This is a genomic window from Clostridium bornimense (assembly GCF_000577895.1).
In the GTDB taxonomy this organism is placed as follows: Bacteria; Bacillota; Clostridia; order Clostridiales; family Clostridiaceae; genus Clostridium_AN; species Clostridium_AN bornimense.
In genome coordinates, this window is the sequence record NZ_HG917868.1 from 2,164,996 (window position 1) to 2,185,487 (window position 20,492).

The following is a 20,492-nucleotide window of genomic DNA, read 5'->3' on the forward strand; positions in this document are numbered from 1 at the left end:
ATATTTTCAGCCCCCTTATTTATAATTATTAATTTTTGCCCCATCTACTTCTAAATTTAGAACAGATATCTTCCATTTTCTCTTGCAATTATTTAAATACTCTTTTAATTTACCCTCTAATTCATTATTAGCTTTTTCATTTATTATCATAATTGTTGGGCCTGCTCCACTTAAAAACGATGTAATTGCTCCATTTTCTTTTGCAAAGTCTAAAATATCAAAGAAGTCTGGTATTAGTTTTCCCCTATAATTTTGATGAAACTTATCATTACAAGCAACTCTTATATTTTCCTTATTTCCCTTCGATAAAGACATTGCTAAAAGTGCTGCTCTACTAACATTGTAAACTCCATCACTTAAAGATATATTCTTAGGTAATATACTTCTCGCTTCTTCTGTTGATAATTCAATATCTGGACTTAGCGCAATAAATTGAAAAGATTCACTAGTTGTAAATTTTTCATAATACACCTTTTCATTTTCAATTACTGCAACAGTTATTCCACCTAGCAAAGCTGGTACAATATTATCTGGATGATTTTCTATAGTTTTAGCTATCTTTAGCACTTTATCGTTATCTATTTCTATCCCTTTAATAGCGAACGCTCCAAGTATTCCCCCAATAATACAAGTAGCTGAACTTCCAAGTCCTCCTTTTAAAGGAATTCTTGAATCAAAAATAATTTTTATCCCCTTAACCTCTTCATTTAATTCGCTTAAAGCTTTTTGAAAACTAACATAAAACAAATTGTTTTCATTTTTAAACTCTTCTAAACAACCTTCAATAACTAGGCCTTCTTCTATTTCCTCAATATAAAAATCATTGTACAAATCTAAAGCTAGTCCCAAGCAATCAAAGCCTGGCCCCAAGTTAGCACTAGTAGCTGGTACTGTAATCTTTATCATTTTACTCACCTAATTCTAAATATTTTTTTAGATTTTCTATTATTGTGCTCTTATCTATAACGTCATTATGAATAGCTTTTTTATTTCTTAACTCAAACAAGTTTTTAGGAATAGATACTGATGTATACTCATGAAGTTTATCCATCATCTCATCATCAGTAAGCCCATCTTCATATATTCCTAGTCCTTTACAAACAGCTTCTGAAAATTTGTAAGGACTTGCTGTAGAAGCGATTAGTGTTTTTGTTTTATCCCCTGTTTCTTTTACATAATCTTCATAAACCTTATAAGCTACTGCTGTATGTGTATCCATTAAGTATTTATTATTATTATACATTTCTTTAATTGCAGTTAAAGTATCTTCATCATTACAGAAACCACCATAAAATTTCTTCATCTTTTCCATATGTTCTGGTCTTACTTCATAACGTCCATCTTTTTGTAAAGATTCCATAGCTGATTTAACAAAATTTTCATCATTATCACTTATTTCATATAAATATCTTTCTAAATTTGATGAAACTAATATGTCCATTGATGGAGATATTGTTATATCCATATCTCTATTTCTATCATATACTCCAGTATTAAAGAAATCAGTTAGAACTTTGTTTGTATTTGATGCACAAATAAACTTATTAACAGGTAATCCTAATTTTTCTCCATAATATGCTGCTAATATATTACCAAAATTTCCACATGGAACAACTACATTTACCTTATCTCCTAAAGATATTTCTTTTCTATTTACTAATTGTAAATAGCTATATATATAATAAACAATCTGTGGCACTAATCTACCAATATTTATAGAATTTGCTGAAGAAAACGCTTTATTGTTTTGGGCCATTTCTTCTCTTAATTCTTTATTTACGAAAATTTCTTTAACAGCCCTTTGAGCATCATCGAAATTTCCATTTATCCCATATACCTTAACATTGTTTCCTTCTTGAGATACCATTTGAAGTCTTTGAGTTTGTGATACACCCTCACTTGGATAATATACAACAATTTTTATTCCATCTACATTGCTGAATCCTTCTAATGCCGCTTTTCCTGTATCCCCTGAAGTAGCAGTTAATATAACAATTTCTTTATCTCCAGAAATTTTCTTTGAACTTTCAATCATTAAATGTGGCAAAACTGATAATGCCATATCCTTAAATGCACTAGTTGGACCATGATATAATTCTATAAAAAATCCATCTCCACCCTTAACTACATCTACTAATTCTTCACAAGAAAATTTACCATCATAACTATTATCAACAATATTTTTTATCTCTTCTTTAGAGAAATCTCCAAAAAATATTTCAAGTATCTTACAAGCTACTTCTTTGTAAGAATACTTACTCATCTCATCTAAATCTAATTTTACATTTGGGAAATCAACTGGTACGAATAAGCCCCCATCATCACAAAGTCCTTTTACAACAGCTTGTTGTGAATTAACTACCTCTGTATTTCCTCTAGTACTTTTATATAACATAAATATAGCCCCCCGGTATTATTTTCTATTTATTATCATATTATGTTTCTCTAAAAAAGTCAAGTGTTTTTTATACACATACACTTGTTGGCCTGTGTATATTTACAATTATACATTAACTTTCCAATTGAAAGTAGTAAAATATATTCATATAATTATATTAATATAAGTATATAGTGGGGGGATTTTTATTGAGTAAATGTGAAATTTGCGGCGCTAATGCGGATAAACATCATATTATATTTAGAAGTGAAGGTGGACTGAATTTTCCATTAAACTTTAAATTTCTTTGTGATAAACATCATCGTGGAAAATATGGTCCTCATAATGATAAACTTACAGACATGAAATACAAACTTGAATTACAGGACACTCTGTATTTATTACTAAATAAACAGTATTATACAATTGCTGAAATATCAGAACTTTTAGATATAAATTGTAGACAATTAAAAAAATCACTTGCACCATATAAAAAGTATAAAGAAGGTTATAAAAAGGAAGATATTATACTTACTCTTATGGGTGGAGTCATATATACAGAATATGATTTAGATTACTTATTTCAACGCTCTTTAGGATTATAAAGAAGTAGCTTAAGAAACAATTATATCTCTTAAGCTATTTCCTATTCACTATTCCTTCTTACTACATACTAGCTTTTACATTATAATGTATAAATTCATCCAGTAAATCATCATTATACTTATTAATATTGCATTTTTTATCCATCAATATAAAAGTTCTGTGAAATTTTCCTTTCATGATATTATCTACTATCTTTCTCTGTGATCTTAAAGGTATTTTATAAAAATCTTTTATTAAAATAATTTCTTCTTCGATATCAATATATCCATTTTCTAATGCTCTCACATTTTGAAAATTTGTTTCTAAATATTTAACTGTAGTATTTAAAAAATCAAATGTAGTCAAATCATAATCCCAAACTATTTTTACAACGTTTACAGTACTTTCTTTAGATTGTTCTAAGTGGATTAAGAAATATTTTTCAAAATCTATTTTTTCCACCCCTTTGCCCAGATAAATTCTACACATATTCCTCACCTCGATATCTATATATTTATTATAACTTAGTATATTTCCATTTCAATAGATTTTTCTCAATTTATAAAATTTTCTGATTATTTAATATTATGATAATTATTTGGTATAATAATATATTAAGAGTAATATGAAAATAATTTAGAGGTGAACTATGAATAACGAAGTTATATTAACTGAAGCTGGAAAGCAAAAATTAGAAGACGAATTAAATTTCCTTAAAAACACTAAAAGAGCAGAAATTAAAGAAGCTTTAAAAGCTGCTAGAGCTCAAGGAGATCTTAGTGAAAATGCAGATTACTCTGCCGCTAAAGATGATCAATCTATAACTGAAACTAGAATTCAAGAACTTGAAAGCATTTTAAAACGTGCTAGAGTTATAGAAGGTAGTGAAGATGAAAATATCTTTGATGTTAACAAAACAGCTAAAGTTAAGTTTTATGATTTAGATGAGGTTGAAGAAGTTACTTTAGTATCTTCTGTAGAAGCTGATACTATGAATATGAAAATTTCTATCGATTCTCCATTAGGTAAAGCACTATTCAAATTGCCAATCGGTAAAAAAATTACCGTTGCATCTCCAGATGGTGATTATGACGTTGAAGTTTTAGAAATTTTAAAATAATTATATATACATATGGTTATATTAAAAAGGGCTCTGTATTTGTCACAGCCCTTTTTTTATATATTATAAATTTATTTATGTATCCTATGATCTATAATAATAATAATATCCTAATATAAAAATAGACTGCCTAAAGAGAATCATTATGACTCTACTTTATAGCAGCCCTCTATATCTTTTAACACCTTCTACAATATTTAATCTACATTAAATAGGGTATCTATTTAATGTCAAGTCTGATATTTCTCTTTTTAATGATCGTGCCTGTATATAAGAAGTAAATAGCACTATAATAGCTGGAACAAATATAATGGCAAATAACTTATCAATAAAAATCATTAAGATTAAGCTTATTAACTCTATTCCTAATGTTACATATAATATATTTTTATTAATCTTTAACTTTCGTTTCATTTCCCAAGTATTAATCATCATGACTTTTTCTCCTACTTTCCGTTTCATCTTGACACTATAATATAATAATTTTTGATACATTTCTACATTTATTTCCTAAAAGTGCATTTTTACTTCTTAAGTGTAATTTTATACATATTGTTTTAATTATTTATTTTATTTTTGATAAGTAATTCTTAATACTATTTTCAAATTTGTTATCGCCTGCTACATAAAATTCTTCATTTATATAATTTGAAGGCATATATTGCTGTTTAACATAATTATTTTTATAATTATGAGGATATTTATATCCTATACCATTTCCAAGTTTTCCAGCTCCTGAATAATGCCCATCTTTTAGATAACTAGGTATCTCACCTAGATCCTTCTTTTCCAATAGGCTCATAGCTTTATCAATAGCGACACATGAAGAATTAGATTTTGGAGCTGTTGCCAATAAAAGAGTCGCTTCAGCTAATGGTATCTTTGCTTCAGGCATTCCTATCATTAAAGCTGAATCAACACAAGCCTTTACTATAGAAATTGCAGCAGGATATGCTAATCCAATATCTTCGCTAGCAATAACTAATAATCTTCTACATATAGATTGTAAATCTCCACCCTTTAACAACATTGCTAAATATAATATCGCTGCATTCTCATCACTTCCTCTTATAGACTTCTGAAATGCACTCAGTAAATCATAATGGTTATCTCCATCTCTATCAAAAGAAATTATCTTTTTCCCCGTGATTTTCTCAACAACTTCTTTACTTATTTCTATTTTTTCTCCATTATTCAAAGAATATACTAAAAATTCAAGGGTATTTAATGCATTTCTCATATCTCCATTACATCTATAAGATATATCTTTCAAAACCTCATCTGATGTAATTATTTCTCTATTCAAATCTTTTTCTAGATAATCTATACCTCTTTGTAACCCTTTCTTTATGTCATCAAATTCCAGTGGCTTAAATTGAAATATAACACATCTTGATAGTAATGCCTTGAATATAGAGAAATACGGATTTTCTGTTGTTGAAGCAATTAATGTTACATCCCCACTTTCCAACACCTCTAAAAGACTTTGCTGTGCTCTCTTATTAAATAAATGTATCTCATCAATATATAATAAAATCCCCCTAGCTCCCATAAGAGTACTTCTAGCATTTATAGCTTCCTTTACATCCTTCAACGTATCTGTAGCACCATTCACTTTATATAAAGTCTTATTAGTCATTTCAGATATTATATTTGCCACTGTTGTCTTACCACAACCACAAGGACCATAAAATATCATATTTTGAATAAATCCTTTATTTATAGCGCTACTTAACGATCCATTTTCACCAAATAAATGTTTTTGTCCTAAAACATCCTCTAATGTCTTAGGCCTAAGTTTACTAGCCAAAGGCTCCATTAAAATCACATCCATATAATTAATTCTATTACTGTAATTGTAACAAATATGTAAGCAGTGCACAATTATCAGTGCACAGTGCACATCTCTGAAAGATTGATGCAATAAGAATTAACCTTTCCTGTGCCTTATGCCCTGTTACATGTCCCCTATTCACTAATTTATAAAAAAAACACCACGAAACTTTTGTTTCGTAGTGCTTTATCTTCTAAATATTAATCATCACTATTCATAAATCCAAATATTCTAAGTAAATATAAGAATATGTTTATGAAGTCTAAGTAAAGTTGAAGGGCACCGTATATAGCCATGTTATGGTTTTGCCCAAATACTCTTTGATGTTCTTTAAGTGTTTGTATATCATATGCTGTAAGTCCTGCAAAAACAACAACTCCTACAGCTGAAACACCTAGAGATAAAAATGAACTTCCTATAAATATATTTATTAACCCTGCTATCATCAATCCTATTAATGCCATAAAAAGTATACTTGAGTATTTAGATAAATCTACTCTTGTTGTATAACCTACTACTGCAAAAACGCCAAACATAACAGCTGCTGTTATAAATGCAGAAGTTATTGTTCCTTGTGAATACATCATAAATATACCTGATAACGATATTCCATTAATAGCAGAATAAACTATAAATAAGGCTGTAGCAGTTACTGGTGATATTTTATTTAGCATACCAACTAATATCATAACTAATCCTATTTCAAGAATTAATATTACAAATGGATTAACTCTATAAAAAATTGTTGGATTGGTACCTACATAAAGAGCACTTATAGCTGATATTAAAAGTGCTATTCCCATCCATGAAAAAACCTTGGCTATGTATTTATTCTGTTCTCTTACAGAATCGTAAGCAACATTACCATTCATATTCTTCACCTCAATATAATTTTATTACTATATATTATATACTAAATATTATTTTAATAGTATTAAATTTAAATTGTTTTAAATTAATTTACAACTATCGGTGCACAGTTTGGGGATATAGCTGTCATTTAACAAATGAGAATTTGTGAGCGATAGTTCCTTTATTATGGCACAGGTTAGAAGGCACAGGGCACAAGTAAGGTTAATTTTCCCCTGCTGGGAAAATATTATAAGTCCTGCGGACGGCAATGTGTTTTCATATTTACTATAAATGCAAAAATTTAAATCCAAGCTTCATGAAAGTGCTACTTTCATGAACCCCTATAATGACTTTTTTATTAAACATAACTAATTTAAAAAAACTAGTATACTCCATACCTTCAACTTAAACACTTACAATCCAAGAAATTCCACAGAAATTTCTTCCTTCCCTGTGCCCTGTGCCTTGTGCCCTAATAATAAAAAAGTGCCCCAAGATAACTGTTGCTATCTTACGGCACTTTCTACTAATAATATTTATAAAAGAAATCACTGAAAATCTTTCCATCTTCTTTATTCATAGGTTCAACACCTTCTAGTGGGTATGGAATATTTAATCCTTCATATTTAGAAACTCCTAATACATGATAAGGAAGCACTTCTAACTTAACAAAATTTTTCACGTTGTTCTTAACATAGTTCGCTAATCCCTTCATATACTCTTCACTATCATTAAAGCCTGGAACAATTACTTGCCTTATCCATACCTTAACATCAGTTTTATTTAAAGCTTCTAAAAAATTATTAAATTCGTCTAAATCTCTTCTAGTTATTTCTTTATATCCATCTTTTTCATAATGCTTAATATCTAGTAAAACTAAATCTGTATATTTCAAAATTTCTTCGTAATTTCCAACGCCAACACCGGAAGTATCTAAACATGTATTAATTCCAATTTCCTTACAACCTTTAAACAATTCAATTAAAAACGAAGGTTGAAGAAGGGGCTCACCCCCTGAACAGGTGACGCCCCCTCCACTTTTATCATAATAGGTTTTAAACCTACTTATCTTTGCAACAAGTTCTGAAGAATCTGTTTCTGTTCCTCCATCGCAGGTCCATGTATCTGGATTGTGGCAAAACTTACATCTAAGGTTACAACCTTGGAAGAAAACCACTGATCTGATACCTGGGCCATCAACAAGGCCCATAGATTCAAAAGAATGTATTCTACCCTTCATTTATTACATCTTTTCGTGGAATGTTCTCTTTACTATTTCTAATTGTTGTTCTCTTGTAAGTCTTGTGAAGTTAACAGCATATCCTGATACTCTGATTGTAAGTGTTGGGTATTTTTCTGGATTTTCCATAGCATCTAATAATGTATCTCTGTTTAATACATTTACATTTAAATGGAATGCAGCTTGTGCAAAATATCCATCTAACATATTAACTAAGTTATTAATTTGAGTTTCTTTATCAGCTCCTAATGCAGTTGGAACGATTGAGAATGTGTTAGAAACACCATCTTGACAATAAGTTCTATATGGAATCTTAGCAACTGAGTTAAGTGATGCTAAAGCTCCGTTCACATCTCTACCATGCATTGGGTTAGCTCCTGGTGCAAGAGGTTCTCCTGCTTTTCTTCCGTCTGGAGTATTACCAGTCTTCTTACCATAGATAATGTTAGAAGTTATAGTTAATGCTGATAATGTATGTTCTGCATTCTTATAAGTTGGAGTCTTCTTTAATTCATCTGAGAAGTATTTAACTAATTCTACAGCTAAATCATCAACTCTATCATCATCATTTCCGTATTTAGGGAAATCTCCTTCTATCTTAAAGTCTACAGCTAATCCATTTTCATCTCTGATTGGAGTAACTTTAGCATACTTAATAGCACTTAAAGAGTCAGCTGCAACTGATAATCCTGCGATACCAAATGCCATGAAGTGTTTAACATCTGTATCATGAAGAGCCATTTGTCCTGCTTCATAAGCATATTTATCATGCATGTAGTGGATTGTATTCATTGTATTAACATAAAGATTAGCAACTTTAGATAATGCTTTCTTATATTTTGGTAAAACTTCTTCGAAGTCTAATACATCACCAGTTATTGGTTCTAATCCTTTAAGAACTTGAGTCTTCTTCTTTTCATCTACACCACCATTGATAGCGTATAATAATGTCTTAGCAACGTTAGCTCTTGCTCCAAAGAATTGCATTCTCTTACCAACTTCCATAGCAGATACGCAACAAGCAATTGCATAGTCATCACCATAAATTGGTCTCATAATATCATCATTTTCATATTGAATTGCATCTGTTTCTATAGACATCTTAGCACAGTATTTCTTAAAGTTTTCTGGAAGATTTTCACTCCATAAAATTGTCATGTTTGGTTCTGGTGCTGGATTTAAGTTAGTTAATGTGTGTAAGAATCTGTATGAAGTCTTACTTACTAATGATTGACCACTAATAGTAGTACCTCCGATTGATTCTGTAACCCAAGCAGGATCACCTGAGAATAATTCATTATATTCTGGAGTTCTTAAATGTCTAACAAGTCTTAATTTAATAACTAATTGGTCAATTATTTCTTGAGCTTGTTCTTCTGTTAATATTCCTTTAGCCATATCTCTTTCTATGAATATATCAAGGAATGTAGTATTTCTTCCTATTGAAGTAGCTGCACCATTATTTTCTTTAATACCAGCTAAATATCCTAAGTATAAGAATTGTGCTGCTTCTTGAGCATTAGATGCTGGCTTAGACATGTCTACACCATAGCTTAATCCCATTGCCTTAATTTCATTTAATGCTTTAATTTGCATTCTAATTTGTTCTCTTAATTGAATTACATCTTCTGAAGCATCTAAAGATTCTTTTTCAGCAAAATCTGCTTTCTTCATTTCAATTAAGTAATCTATTCCATATAGAGGTATTCTTCTGTAGTCACCTATGATTCTTCCTCTTCCATATGCATCTGGAAGACCAGTTAATAAACCTGCACTTCTAGCAGCTCTTATATCAGAAGTATAAGCATCGAATACGCCTTCATTATGGCTCTTTCTGAATGCTTTAAAATATTTTTGTACTTCTGGATTCCAAGTATATCCATATTCTTGTAATTCTTGTTCTACCATTCTTACTCCACCATATGGATTTATAATTCTCTTTAATGGAGCATCTGTTTGTAATCCAACAATTACTTCATTTTCTTTATCTATATAACCAGGTTCGAAATTATTGATTCCTGAAACCCTGTCTGTCTCTACATCGATGATACCCTTCTTGATTTCCTCGATTATTAAAGCTTCTGCTTTTTCCCAAACCTTAGAAGTCTTTTCAGAAATAGGTGCTAAGAAAGATTCATCTCCGTTATATTGAGTATAGTTTTTAACTATAAAATCTCTAACATCGATATCTTCGCACCAATGTCCCATTTTAAATCCATCCCATTGACTAAACATTAATAAGTTCCCCCTTTAATTTTTAAAAAAAATTTTATTATATGAACACTTTATAACATCAATTATAATGTCATATCATCGTTCATTTCACGCAAATTTCCCAGTCATTTCTGACCTTGTTATTATTTTAACACAACTATTTTCCTTTTTAAATACTTTTATACAACTTTTCATATTTCTTTTTTGTAAACTATTACTAATACATTTTTGTATTTTTATGTTATTCATTTATCTATATTTTAGAAATATTTCTATAGCTATCTTTCACTAAAGAAATCCACCTCTTACTTTGTTTTTGAATATTTTTACTTTTTATCATTTATTAAACAGAATTGTCTGAACATTAATAAAGATTTAACAAAGTAAATCATGGCACAGGGCACAAGTAAGGTAAAAATTCCTCTTTGCGAGGAATTTTATTATAATCTTGCGGATAGCTAGTGTATTTTATGGGAGAAATACAGTTTTACCACTACTTAACTAGAACAGGTACTAATATAAACTTAACTCTCTTTATATAATCCTATGCAAATATATATTCAAAGCTTCATTAAAGTGCAACTTTCATGAGCCCTCTGTAATGACTTTTATATCAACTGTAATCTAAATAAAAGACACAATCTAACTTATAACATTCAACTCAACATGTTAAAACAATAATCTAAGAAATTCCGCAGGAATTTCCTCCACCACTGTGCACTGACATATCCCTGTGCCTTGTGCCCTCATACTTGTGCCCTACTTAATTGTTGATCTTGCTTTTATAAACTCTTCTCTTATCAAGAGACCATATTCCTTCTGAAATTGTTCCTACCTCAATACCATCTATAGCTTTTTTCATATCAAACAATGATGCATCTAATAAATCTAAAATATGAAGCATTTGAGCTTCTGGAAACATTGGTTTCTTAGGGCTACCGTATTCAGGATTGTAGTGATGAGATAAAATCATATGCTCTAACATCATCATCACTTCTTTATCAGCTCCAACTTTATCACCTATAACTTCTATTTCTTTAATTCCTTGAATTATGTGTCCAAGAAGTTGACCTTCTACTGTATATTCATCTACTAATCCCACTTCATTATTATGCATCTCATCAATTTTACAGATATCATGTAGAATTATTCCTGCAAATAATAAGTCAGTGTTAATGTAAGTATAAATTTTACTTAATGCATCTCCTGCTTTCAGCATTGTTACTGTATGATACAATAATCCGCATCTTATAGAATGATGATTTTTCATAGCCGCTGGTGCTATAAGTAGTTTTTCCTCTTTCTTTTCTACTATTAATTCAACAATAGTTGCTATATCTTCATTTTTAATTTTCTCTATATATTCTTTTAATTCCTTTAGCATATCTTCACCTTTAAATGGCGCTGAAGGAATAAATTTTTCTATAGATATATTATCTTCTTTTGTTACTTCAGAAAGTTTGTCAATTCTAAGTTGATTAGAATTCATCCAACTTACAATAGCTCCTTTAATTTTAACTAAAGTTCCAGATTTAAATTTTTCTTCATCACCATCTTTGTATCTCCAAAACTTACCGTCAATTTCTCCACTTTCATCCATTACTACTATATCTAAATACTTATTATTATTTGTTGTAGAAACCTTAACATTACAAATCTTTATTAAAAAATAATCATCTACCTTATCACCAGTTTTTAATTGACTAATGCCCATCGTCTTCCTCCTAATATATCTTTACATACTCACTTTTATAAAATAAATATAATATACACTCTCTCACTTTTTTACCTGTGATTTTTTCTAAGGCTTTTTTATAAAGCTTTAACTGAACTTGATATTTTTCTACCATTTCCTTTTTCTCAACATAATAATCACTTTTATAATCAACTATAATTAATTCATTATCTTTTTCATAAAAAGCATCTACTATACCATTTAAAACCAATTTATCATCATCGTCTTCTACATCATAGACTTCACTTGGAGATATTCTTAGCTGTATAGGAAATTCTCTTAAAAGTGTATCTTCATTTTCTACCATATCCTTGCATAGATCACTTCTTAAGAAATCTGAAATCTTACTGCAATTTATTACTTTTCCTTCATCTTCAGTCAATATATTTTTATTTACTAATATATCTACTAATTCTTTTACTGTTTCTACCGATGAATCCATTTTAAGTGGTAAATGCTCCATAACAGTATGATGTGCAGTACCTATTTGTGACCTAGTTAAAGATTTTTCATCTCTTAAAAACTTAGGCGCTACTATTTCTTCTATATAATTTCCTTTTGTTAAAACTCCATTACTATCTATTTTAATATTTCCTTCAAGATACTTTCTCTTTATTTCTGAAACTGTTATATATGGTGATATGTTAGTTACATCTTTATATTTGTATCTAAAATTAAGTATATTATCTATACCTGTATACTTATCCCCTATTTCTTCTCCCTTAAGCTTCTCTACTACTGTAAGTGAATTTTCTTCTTCAATATCACTATCATCATCATTATAAGAATCTATTATCTCTATATTCCACTTACTTTCATCTTCTATTGGTGATGGAAAGTTTAAGTCCCCTTCTATTCTTTCTCTAAGAATATTACCATCTCTATGAGCCATTAAAGATATAATTATCCATTGCAAATAACTAGAGCATTTTTTTACAATATAACTAGGTAACCTAATATCACTACTTTTTAGTGCTTCCTTACCTTTTTTAATAAGGTTATCAATATCTTTATTAGCAGATATCAAAATCAGCTTTTCTTTTGCTCTTGTTAGGGCAACATAGAGAATTCTCATCTCTTCGCTTTTTACTTCTGTTTCTATAGAATCCTTTATAACACTTCTAACTAATGTATCATGAGCAACTCTTTCTTCACCACTTATATATTTAGGGCCAAACCCAAGTCTCGGGTGAAATAGTATATTTTCTCTAAGATCCATCATATTAAATTTTTTATTTAAATGAGGCATAAATACAATAGGAAATTCTAGTCCCTTACTCTTATGTATACTCATTATCCTAACTACATTTTCATTTTCTCCAATAGTTATTGCAGAACCAAAGTCACCTTTAGATATCTTTATCTTATTTATAAAATTTATGAAATTAAATAATCCTTTATATGATGTATTTTCAAATTCCCTACCTTTTTGTAATAACAGCATTAAATTTTCTTGTCTAATATCCCCATTGCTAAGAGTTGCTACAAAAGAATAGAAATTTGTATCTAAATATAAGTACCATAAAAAATCAACTAAGGTCATCTTAATACTTTTTTCTCTATACATCTTCAATTTTTCTAAAAATATCTTAGCTTTATTTCCTAGGAAATTTTCTTCTTTGCTATACTTCTTCAAACAATTATAAAATCCACCTTTTGCTTTTTCTCCTCTTATTTTTATAAGCTCTTCTTCATCAAAAGACCCTATTGGAGATCTAAGTACCCCTATAAGTGGTATGTCGTTTAATGGATTATCTATTATCTCAAGAAGCGACATCATTATATTAATTTCAAAAGAATCAAAACACCCTTTTGATGAATCTAAAAATACTGGTATTTCCCTTTCCATCAACGCATCTTTTAAAATATCTCCATGCCCTGCAGTGGCTCTAAGTAGTATAACTATATCTTTATAGGTTGGTATACGTCTTCCATCTGGAACTGAGGCATCATCAATATACAATTGTTCTTTCCCACTTACTATATTTTCGATTCTATTGCAGATATATTTTGCTTCTATTTCTAATTCCTTTTTATCCTCATCGTCACTTTCAGCTATTATGTTTTTATAATCTAAAAGAACTAAATCTATCGGTTCACCTTCCCCATTAAAACTTGCTCCTGGATTCAATGCTTCTACATCGGTATAATCCACATCACCAAGTTCCTTACTCATTATTCTCTTAAAAAGAAAATTAATACCTGTAAGAACCTCTTTTCTAGATCTGAAGTTCTTATATAATAATATTTTAACATCTCTTTCATTAGTATCTTCACTATAATCATAGTATTTTTGTAAAAAGAATTGTGGATTTGTATTTCTAAATCTATAAATACTTTGCTTTACATCACCAACCATAAAGATATTTGGAACATCAACTCTACCTATCATTTTAATAATAGTTTCTTGTACTTCATTAGTATCTTGATATTCATCTATTAACACTTCACTATACTTTTCTCTAAGTTCTAATGCTACGTTTGAAGGGATCACTTCCCCTTCCTCACTATAATCTACTAATATATCTAAGCCATAATGTTCTAAGTCATTATAGTCTAATATTCCTCTTTTTTTCTTTTTATCTTCATAGACTTTTTTAAAATCTATAACTAATTCTATAATACCTTTTGAAACAGTATGTAAGAATGTCATTTCTTCACTTATTTCTTCTTCTGTAGAAAAATAAAAATATTTTTCACTTATACTTTTGATATACTTTTTAAATCCATCTCTAAGACCTGATAATATAGCTTTCCCTTCTTCGTCTACCCCTTTTACTGTCGGCATCCTTAAAAATTCAAAATTATATACATCATTTCTTAGCTGAAAAAAGCCTTTTTTTTCTGCTAAAAGCTCTTCTATGAATTCACTTTCACTTTTTATTATGTCATATACCTTATCATTGTAACCATAATCATAAAGGCTTTCTAATACTTCTTTGTATCCTTCTCTATACTCTCTCAATCCTTCTATTATTTCTTCCATAGCTATCTTACAAAATATAGTTTCTTCAAAACTCTTATCAGTAATATCTAATTTTTCTAATAATCTATTTAAATCCCTCTCAGGAAAAGACATAGCCATAGCATCGTTATATAAAGATAAAACTATTTCTTCAAGTTCTACGTCACTTTTATTTTTTGTATAACCTTCTGCCAAAAGTAAAAAAGATTCTCTCATATTTTCTTCATCATATCTATCTTCAATAACTTCTAAAACCGCTTCTCTTCTTATAAGCTTACATTCATTTTCATCACCAATTCTAAAAGAAGGATCTATATCTAAAAGATGAAAATATTTCTTTATAAGTCTATTACAAAAGGAATGCATTGTAGTTATATCAGCCTTATTAAGTCTAATAAGTTGCTTCTGAAGTCTAGTATCTAATGGATTTTTGTCTATTTCCTTAGAAATTGCTGCTGCTATTCTTTCCTTCATCTCCATAGCTGCTGCGTTAGTAAAAGTCATAACAAGTAATGAATCTATATCAACAGCATTTTCTTTTCTAGTAATCTTTTTTATTATTCTTTCTACCAACACAGCAGTTTTACCAGAACCAGCAGCTGCCGAAACAAGAATATTACTTTTATCATGATCTATAGCTAGCTGTTGTTCATTAGTCCATTTTCTTTCCACAATGCTCTACTCCCCTTTCATTTCATCAACTTTTTTCTTTTCTTCAATAACTCTATAATTATTAAACTCTAAAGTATCATCAAAATGACATATACTCTTATATGAACAAAACTTACACGGAGTTTCTTCTTTTAACTTATATGGTGTAATGGAAATATCACCACATAAAACATTAGAACATAATTCTTCTAACTTATCCTTTACAAATTCTCTTAAAAAGCTAAAATCCGCCTCAGTGATTTGTCCCTTAGAATTACTCTTAGCTAGTTCACCCTTTGATGTAAGAGAAGCATTAACAACTATAGATTTTTTTCTCTTTTCAAAATCATTATCCATAGCTAAAATTACTTCTTTGTCTTTTAATAATAAACCTTGTAATTTTAATGATTCATTTATCTTCTCTTCAATCTCCTCTTTAGTAAGGTGTTCCTTATTTTCTATAATAGGGTCATCCATTTTATAATAAAATACTCCACAAGGAACTGCATTCTCCCCTTTTTTATCTAATGATTCCATTACTGCTTCTAAATAAGTTAAAAGTTGCAATTGTAATCCATTATATATCTTAGAAAAGTCTATCTCCATAGAACCTAATTTATAATCAATTATTCTAATATAAGTATTGCCATCACAACTATAACAATCTACTCTATCAACCTTACCTACAATATAGATTGTTGAACCATCCTTTGATATTATCATTGGAGGTAATTCACCATCTTTGTCAAACTTCATCTCAAAGCCCATAGGAGTAAAGTCTGAATTTTCTAGTTGTTTAACAATAATTTTTAGTGACCTTCTAAGAACTCTCTTCAGCTTTCTTACAAGGAACCTCATCCTTGCTGTATTCAAAAATAAGAAATTTTCCTTCTTTTCTAAAAGCTTTGCTACTATCTCATCCACAGCATTTCCAATATATTCTTCAGTAATATCTCTAAAATCAATATTGTTTTTTACAGCATCACTACAAAACTTATCTATACCTTCATGTAGTAATGACCCTATAGAAGGATATGATACTTCATTAGTTCTTCTTTCTTTTGCTTTCAATCCATAAGTAACATAATAAGCAAATGGACACGCTGCATACTTCTCAAATTGTGTTACTGATGCCTTTATATCGCCACCATAAATACTATTTATAGATTCCTTTGATAACACTTTTGGATCATTTTTATACAAGAAATATTCTTCCATTTTACTCAATGTCTCATTATAATTTTTGCTATTCTCATACCATTTGTATAAATCTCTTAAATAAGGATAATCTTCTTCATCACAATCATTTATTTGTAATATCATTTCATTAAAAGTTGCTTTTGGTGATGAAATCTTATCCGTAAATTTATCACTTAAAACATAATTATTTTCTGTAATCTTCGGAAAAATTCTCTTTATCTTTGAAATTACCCTTGATGGTCGTCTGCCTTTACCATTAAGATCCGAAACAGGATAGCTTATAACTAAAGATTCCCTTGCTGTTGTAAGAGATGTATATACTAGAAACTCTTCCTCATAAGTTTTAGATAAAGTGTCACTGCCCAGCTCCATACCTATACTATTAAGCTCTTCTCTTTCCGTATCGTTAAGAATACCTTCATTAGTTGAAACCATAGGAAAAACACCTTCATTACACCCAATAAGATATACTCTTTTTACATCCTGACTTTTTGACCTATCACTACCACCAATAAATACTTGATCTAGTGCCGTAGGTATAATCCCTACTTCAGCATGATCAACTCCCACAGCAAAAATTTTTACGAACTCATTAAGAGACATCTCCTCTTCACCTAATACTTCTACAAAAGAATTTAAAATATCCATTACTTTATTCCATATTTGGGAATATTCTTCACTAAGAGCAATTTCTCCTTCTTCACTATAGCTATCTACAAGTTCTTTTATATGATCTTTAACATTAGCTTCTTCTAGAAAATGATATAGTTTTTCTCCGATATTCTTAACAGTATCCTTTGTCTTAGATATTTCTAATAAATTTCTAAGCGGAGCCACCACCGTCTCTTTTATCTCATTTATTTTTTCTAAAAACTCCTCATCAGTTTCAAAAGGATTATACTCATTATAAACTGGATAATCCCATACTTTATCAACCCACTTGGACTTTCTCTTTATCCCATGACATAAAACATAATTCTCAAGGATATCTATATCTTCCATATCAATATCAAGAATATAAGTCTTTAAATATCTAAAAACCGTCTCATAACTCCAATTTTTATTGATTATCTCTAATGCAGAAGAAATAAAAACAATAAAATTATTATTTTCTGTACTAGTTTTTTTATCTATAAAAAAAGGTATATCATATTGATTAAAAATACCTTTTATATATTCTGTATAAGAATCTATATCTCTTGAAATAACTGCTATATCCTTATATCTTATATTTTTTTCTCGTACCTCTTTTACAATATCCCTAGCCACTATTTCTATTTCTTTAAAACTATTAAAAGCAACATTTAACTCTATATCCTTTGTAGCTTCTTTGTTAGCCACAACATTGATACTATTAATATTCTCTTCTAAGTGCTTAAGCTCTTGAGATAAAAATTTATATCCTCTACCATCTAAGTCTTCAATATTAATAGGAACATTATTTTTCTCTGCCATTCTTTGAAGTTTGTTTAAGGTAGTCTCTGTTAAATAAAAAGTATTTTGATTTTCTAATTTTTCATAGTTCAATGTAATATACACATCTTTAGATAAATCAAGTAACTTCTCTATTATTTTCATCTGTTGAGGAGTAAAAAATGAAAATTCATCAATCCAAACATAACTATCTTTTATATAGTCATATTCCTCTAGTTTCTTCATCAAAACATTCAGTTCATCATCTCTATCTAAAAATTTTCCTTCTGTTTCATTATTAAAAACTTTATAAATTTCTTTAAGATCAAAAAGTTTGTCTCTTAATGTAGGCTTAGAGCTCATTTTTTCATATGCTTCTTCTAAATTCTCGTAAGTAACATTATATCTTTTAAATTCCCCTATCATATCACCTATTAAAGCAGCAAAACCTTTTTGATGAGCTACTGTGCCAAATGTTGCAAACTTAAGCCTATCACTATTTAATATGTAATAAATAAGCATTGCTTTCCCGCAATCATCAAGAGACTTTTCTTTAGCTCCACCGACTTTTGAAAAAACTTTATGCCCTAATCTTTTAAAATTTATCACTGTTGCACGAAGAAGGACTTCTTCTCCTAATGTATCAATAAGTTTCTTTTCACCTTCAAAAGTAAATTGTTCTGGCACTAGCATAAACATTTTACTATTTGATTCGCTTTTAATTTTTTTATCTATCTCTTCAAAACACCTTGTAGTTTTTCCACTACCAGATGCCCCTAAAATTATATTTAATGCCATCTTTCCACCTCAAAAAAATAAAAAATATATGTGTGGATGATACCACACATATATTTTACACTATAAAATGACTAATAAATAGGGAACTTTGCACAAAGTGCATTAACTTCTGCCTTTAATGCAGATAAATCTTTATCTCTATTTTCAATAGCATCGTTTATAAATCTAGCTATTTCCTTCATTTCATTTTCACCAAAACCTCTTGTAGTTACAGCTGCAGTTCCTATTCTTATACCTGAAGTAACAAATGGACTTTCTGTTTCATTTGGTACTGTGTTCTTATTAGTTGTGATACTTACTGAATCAAGAAGTTTTTCTGCTTCTTTACCTGTAATTCCCTTATTTCTTAAATCTACTAATAAAAGATGATTATCTGTTCCACCTGAAACTACATTAAATCCATAATTCATAAGTTCTTCTGCTAAAGTCTTAGCATTTGAAACTATATTCTTTCCATATTCCTTAAAGTCATCTTTTAAAGCTTCTCCAAAACATACTGCCTTACCTGCAATGATATGCATCAATGGTCCACCTTGAATTCCTGGGAATATGTTTTTATCTAGTACTTTCGCATACTTTTCCTTACAAATTATAGCTCCACCTCTTGGACCTCTTAAAGTTTTGTGAGTTGTAGTTGTTACAAAGTCACAATAAGGTACTGGATTTGGATGAACACCAGCTGCTACAAGCCCTGCGATATGAGCCATATCTACCATAAGCATTGCACCAACTTCATCAGCAATTTCTCTAAACTTTGCAAAATCAATAGTTCTACTATAAGCAGAGGCACCTGCTACAATAAGCTTAGGCTTTACTTCTCTAGCTATGGTTCTTACATTTTCATAATCTATAACTCCGTTATCATCTACACCATAAGACTTGAAATCAAAAAGTCTTCCTGAAAAATTAACTGGTGATCCATGAGTTAAGTGACCGCCATTACTTAAATCCATTCCTAAAACTACGTCACCAGGTTGTAGTACTGAAAAATATACAGCCATGTTTGCTTGAGATCCTGAATGTGGTTGCACATTTGCATGATCCCCACCAAATAATTGAAGCATTCTTTCTTTAGCAATATTTTCAGCTATATCAACTTCATGACATCCACCATAATATCTTTTTCCTGGATATCCTTCAGCATATTTATTAGTTAAAAATGATCCCATAGCCTCCATAACAGCTTTAGATGTAAAGTTTTCAGAAGCTATAAGCTCTATATTACTTTCTTGTCTATTATGCTCCTTTTCCACTACTTCATAAATGGCAGGATCTATTTCTTTTAAATTATCAAAATTCATTTTAGCCCCTCCTATAATATTTTTTTAATATACACCACATACTACTAATTGTGCACTTGCACCCTATAAACTATGTAATGTAAAAAGTACGCTATTTATATGTAATTATAATCCAAGAACGTACATTTAACAATATTAATTGATAATTTAATAGTGAAGAAGTAAGACTAGGTAATGAAGAAGTAAGAGTGAATGGTGAATAGTTTT

General features: G+C 29.5%; 14 protein-coding genes. 2 read left to right on the forward strand and 12 right to left on the reverse strand.

Annotation, left to right across the window (positions count from 1 at the left end; genetic code table 11):
- Positions 1-15: 15 nt before the first annotated feature.
- Together thrB and thrC are read right to left on the reverse strand one after the other, a co-directional pair.
- A complete protein-coding gene (thrB, locus tag CM240_RS09765) occupies positions 16-906 on the reverse strand; it encodes a homoserine kinase (RefSeq protein WP_044038871.1) in 891 nt (296 codons plus the stop codon).
- 1 nt (position 907) lies between these two features.
- Positions 908-2,395 (reverse strand): threonine synthase, encoded by a 1,488-nt coding sequence (gene thrC / locus CM240_RS09770; protein ID WP_044038873.1) that lies wholly within the window; start codon positions 2,393-2,395, stop codon positions 908-910.
- A gap of 191 nt (positions 2,396-2,586) precedes the next feature.
- On the opposite strand from thrC, the gene CM240_RS09775 reads away from it, so the two are divergent.
- Positions 2,587-2,982 carry an HNH endonuclease gene (locus tag CM240_RS09775; RefSeq protein WP_044038875.1) on the forward strand — a complete coding sequence of 132 codons (396 nt, stop codon included), beginning with the start codon at positions 2,587-2,589 and terminating at the stop codon, positions 2,980-2,982.
- A gap of 61 nt (positions 2,983-3,043) precedes the next feature.
- Here CM240_RS09775 and CM240_RS09780 read toward each other — a convergent pair whose 3' ends face one another.
- The gene (locus CM240_RS09780; protein WP_044038877.1) at positions 3,044-3,451 is read right to left on the reverse strand and encodes a hypothetical protein; all 408 of its coding nucleotides are present in this window, start codon (positions 3,449-3,451) and stop codon (positions 3,044-3,046) included.
- A gap of 160 nt (positions 3,452-3,611) precedes the next feature.
- On the opposite strand from CM240_RS09780, the gene greA reads away from it, so the two are divergent.
- Positions 3,612-4,082, forward strand: coding sequence for a transcription elongation factor GreA (gene greA / locus CM240_RS09785; RefSeq protein ID WP_044038879.1), 471 nt, complete (start codon positions 3,612-3,614; stop codon positions 4,080-4,082).
- 207 nt (positions 4,083-4,289) lie between these two features.
- Here the strand turns inward: greA and CM240_RS09790 are convergent, their stop codons facing one another.
- The 9 genes from CM240_RS09790 to glyA all read right to left on the reverse strand — a co-directional run bounded on the left by CM240_RS09790 (position 4,290) and on the right by glyA (position 20,285).
- On the reverse strand, positions 4,290-4,517 hold the full coding sequence (locus tag CM240_RS09790) for a hypothetical protein (protein WP_044038881.1): 228 nt from the start codon (positions 4,515-4,517) through the stop codon (positions 4,290-4,292).
- Between the two features lie 130 nt (positions 4,518-4,647).
- The gene (locus CM240_RS09795; RefSeq protein WP_044038883.1) at positions 4,648-5,901 is read right to left on the reverse strand and encodes a replication-associated recombination protein A; all 1,254 of its coding nucleotides are present in this window, start codon (positions 5,899-5,901) and stop codon (positions 4,648-4,650) included.
- Between the two features lie 215 nt (positions 5,902-6,116).
- Complete coding sequence (locus CM240_RS09800) at positions 6,117-6,788, reverse strand: Bax inhibitor-1/YccA family protein (RefSeq protein WP_044038885.1); 672 nt, start codon at positions 6,786-6,788, stop codon at positions 6,117-6,119.
- A 506-nt stretch (positions 6,789-7,294) separates the two neighbouring features.
- Positions 7,295-8,008 carry a pyruvate formate-lyase-activating protein gene (gene pflA, locus CM240_RS09805; RefSeq protein WP_044038887.1) on the reverse strand — a complete coding sequence of 238 codons (714 nt, stop codon included), beginning with the start codon at positions 8,006-8,008 and terminating at the stop codon, positions 7,295-7,297.
- A 3-nt stretch (positions 8,009-8,011) separates the two neighbouring features.
- A complete protein-coding gene (pflB, locus tag CM240_RS09810; RefSeq protein ID WP_044038888.1) occupies positions 8,012-10,243 on the reverse strand; it encodes a formate C-acetyltransferase in 2,232 nt (743 codons plus the stop codon).
- A gap of 742 nt (positions 10,244-10,985) precedes the next feature.
- The gene (locus CM240_RS09815; protein ID WP_044038889.1) at positions 10,986-11,936 is read right to left on the reverse strand and encodes a 3'-5' exoribonuclease YhaM family protein; all 951 of its coding nucleotides are present in this window, start codon (positions 11,934-11,936) and stop codon (positions 10,986-10,988) included.
- Positions 11,937-11,946: 10 nt separating this feature from the next.
- Positions 11,947-15,594 (reverse strand): helicase-exonuclease AddAB subunit AddA, encoded by a 3,648-nt coding sequence (addA, locus tag CM240_RS09820; RefSeq protein ID WP_044038890.1) that lies wholly within the window; start codon positions 15,592-15,594, stop codon positions 11,947-11,949.
- Positions 15,595-15,600: 6 nt separating this feature from the next.
- The gene (gene addB, locus CM240_RS09825) at positions 15,601-18,984 is read right to left on the reverse strand and encodes a helicase-exonuclease AddAB subunit AddB (protein WP_051483792.1); all 3,384 of its coding nucleotides are present in this window, start codon (positions 18,982-18,984) and stop codon (positions 15,601-15,603) included.
- A gap of 71 nt (positions 18,985-19,055) precedes the next feature.
- Positions 19,056-20,285: a serine hydroxymethyltransferase gene (gene glyA / locus CM240_RS09830; RefSeq protein WP_044038891.1), complete on the reverse strand. Its 1,230-nt coding sequence runs from the start codon at positions 20,283-20,285 to the stop codon at positions 19,056-19,058.
- Positions 20,286-20,492 lie beyond the last annotated feature (207 nt).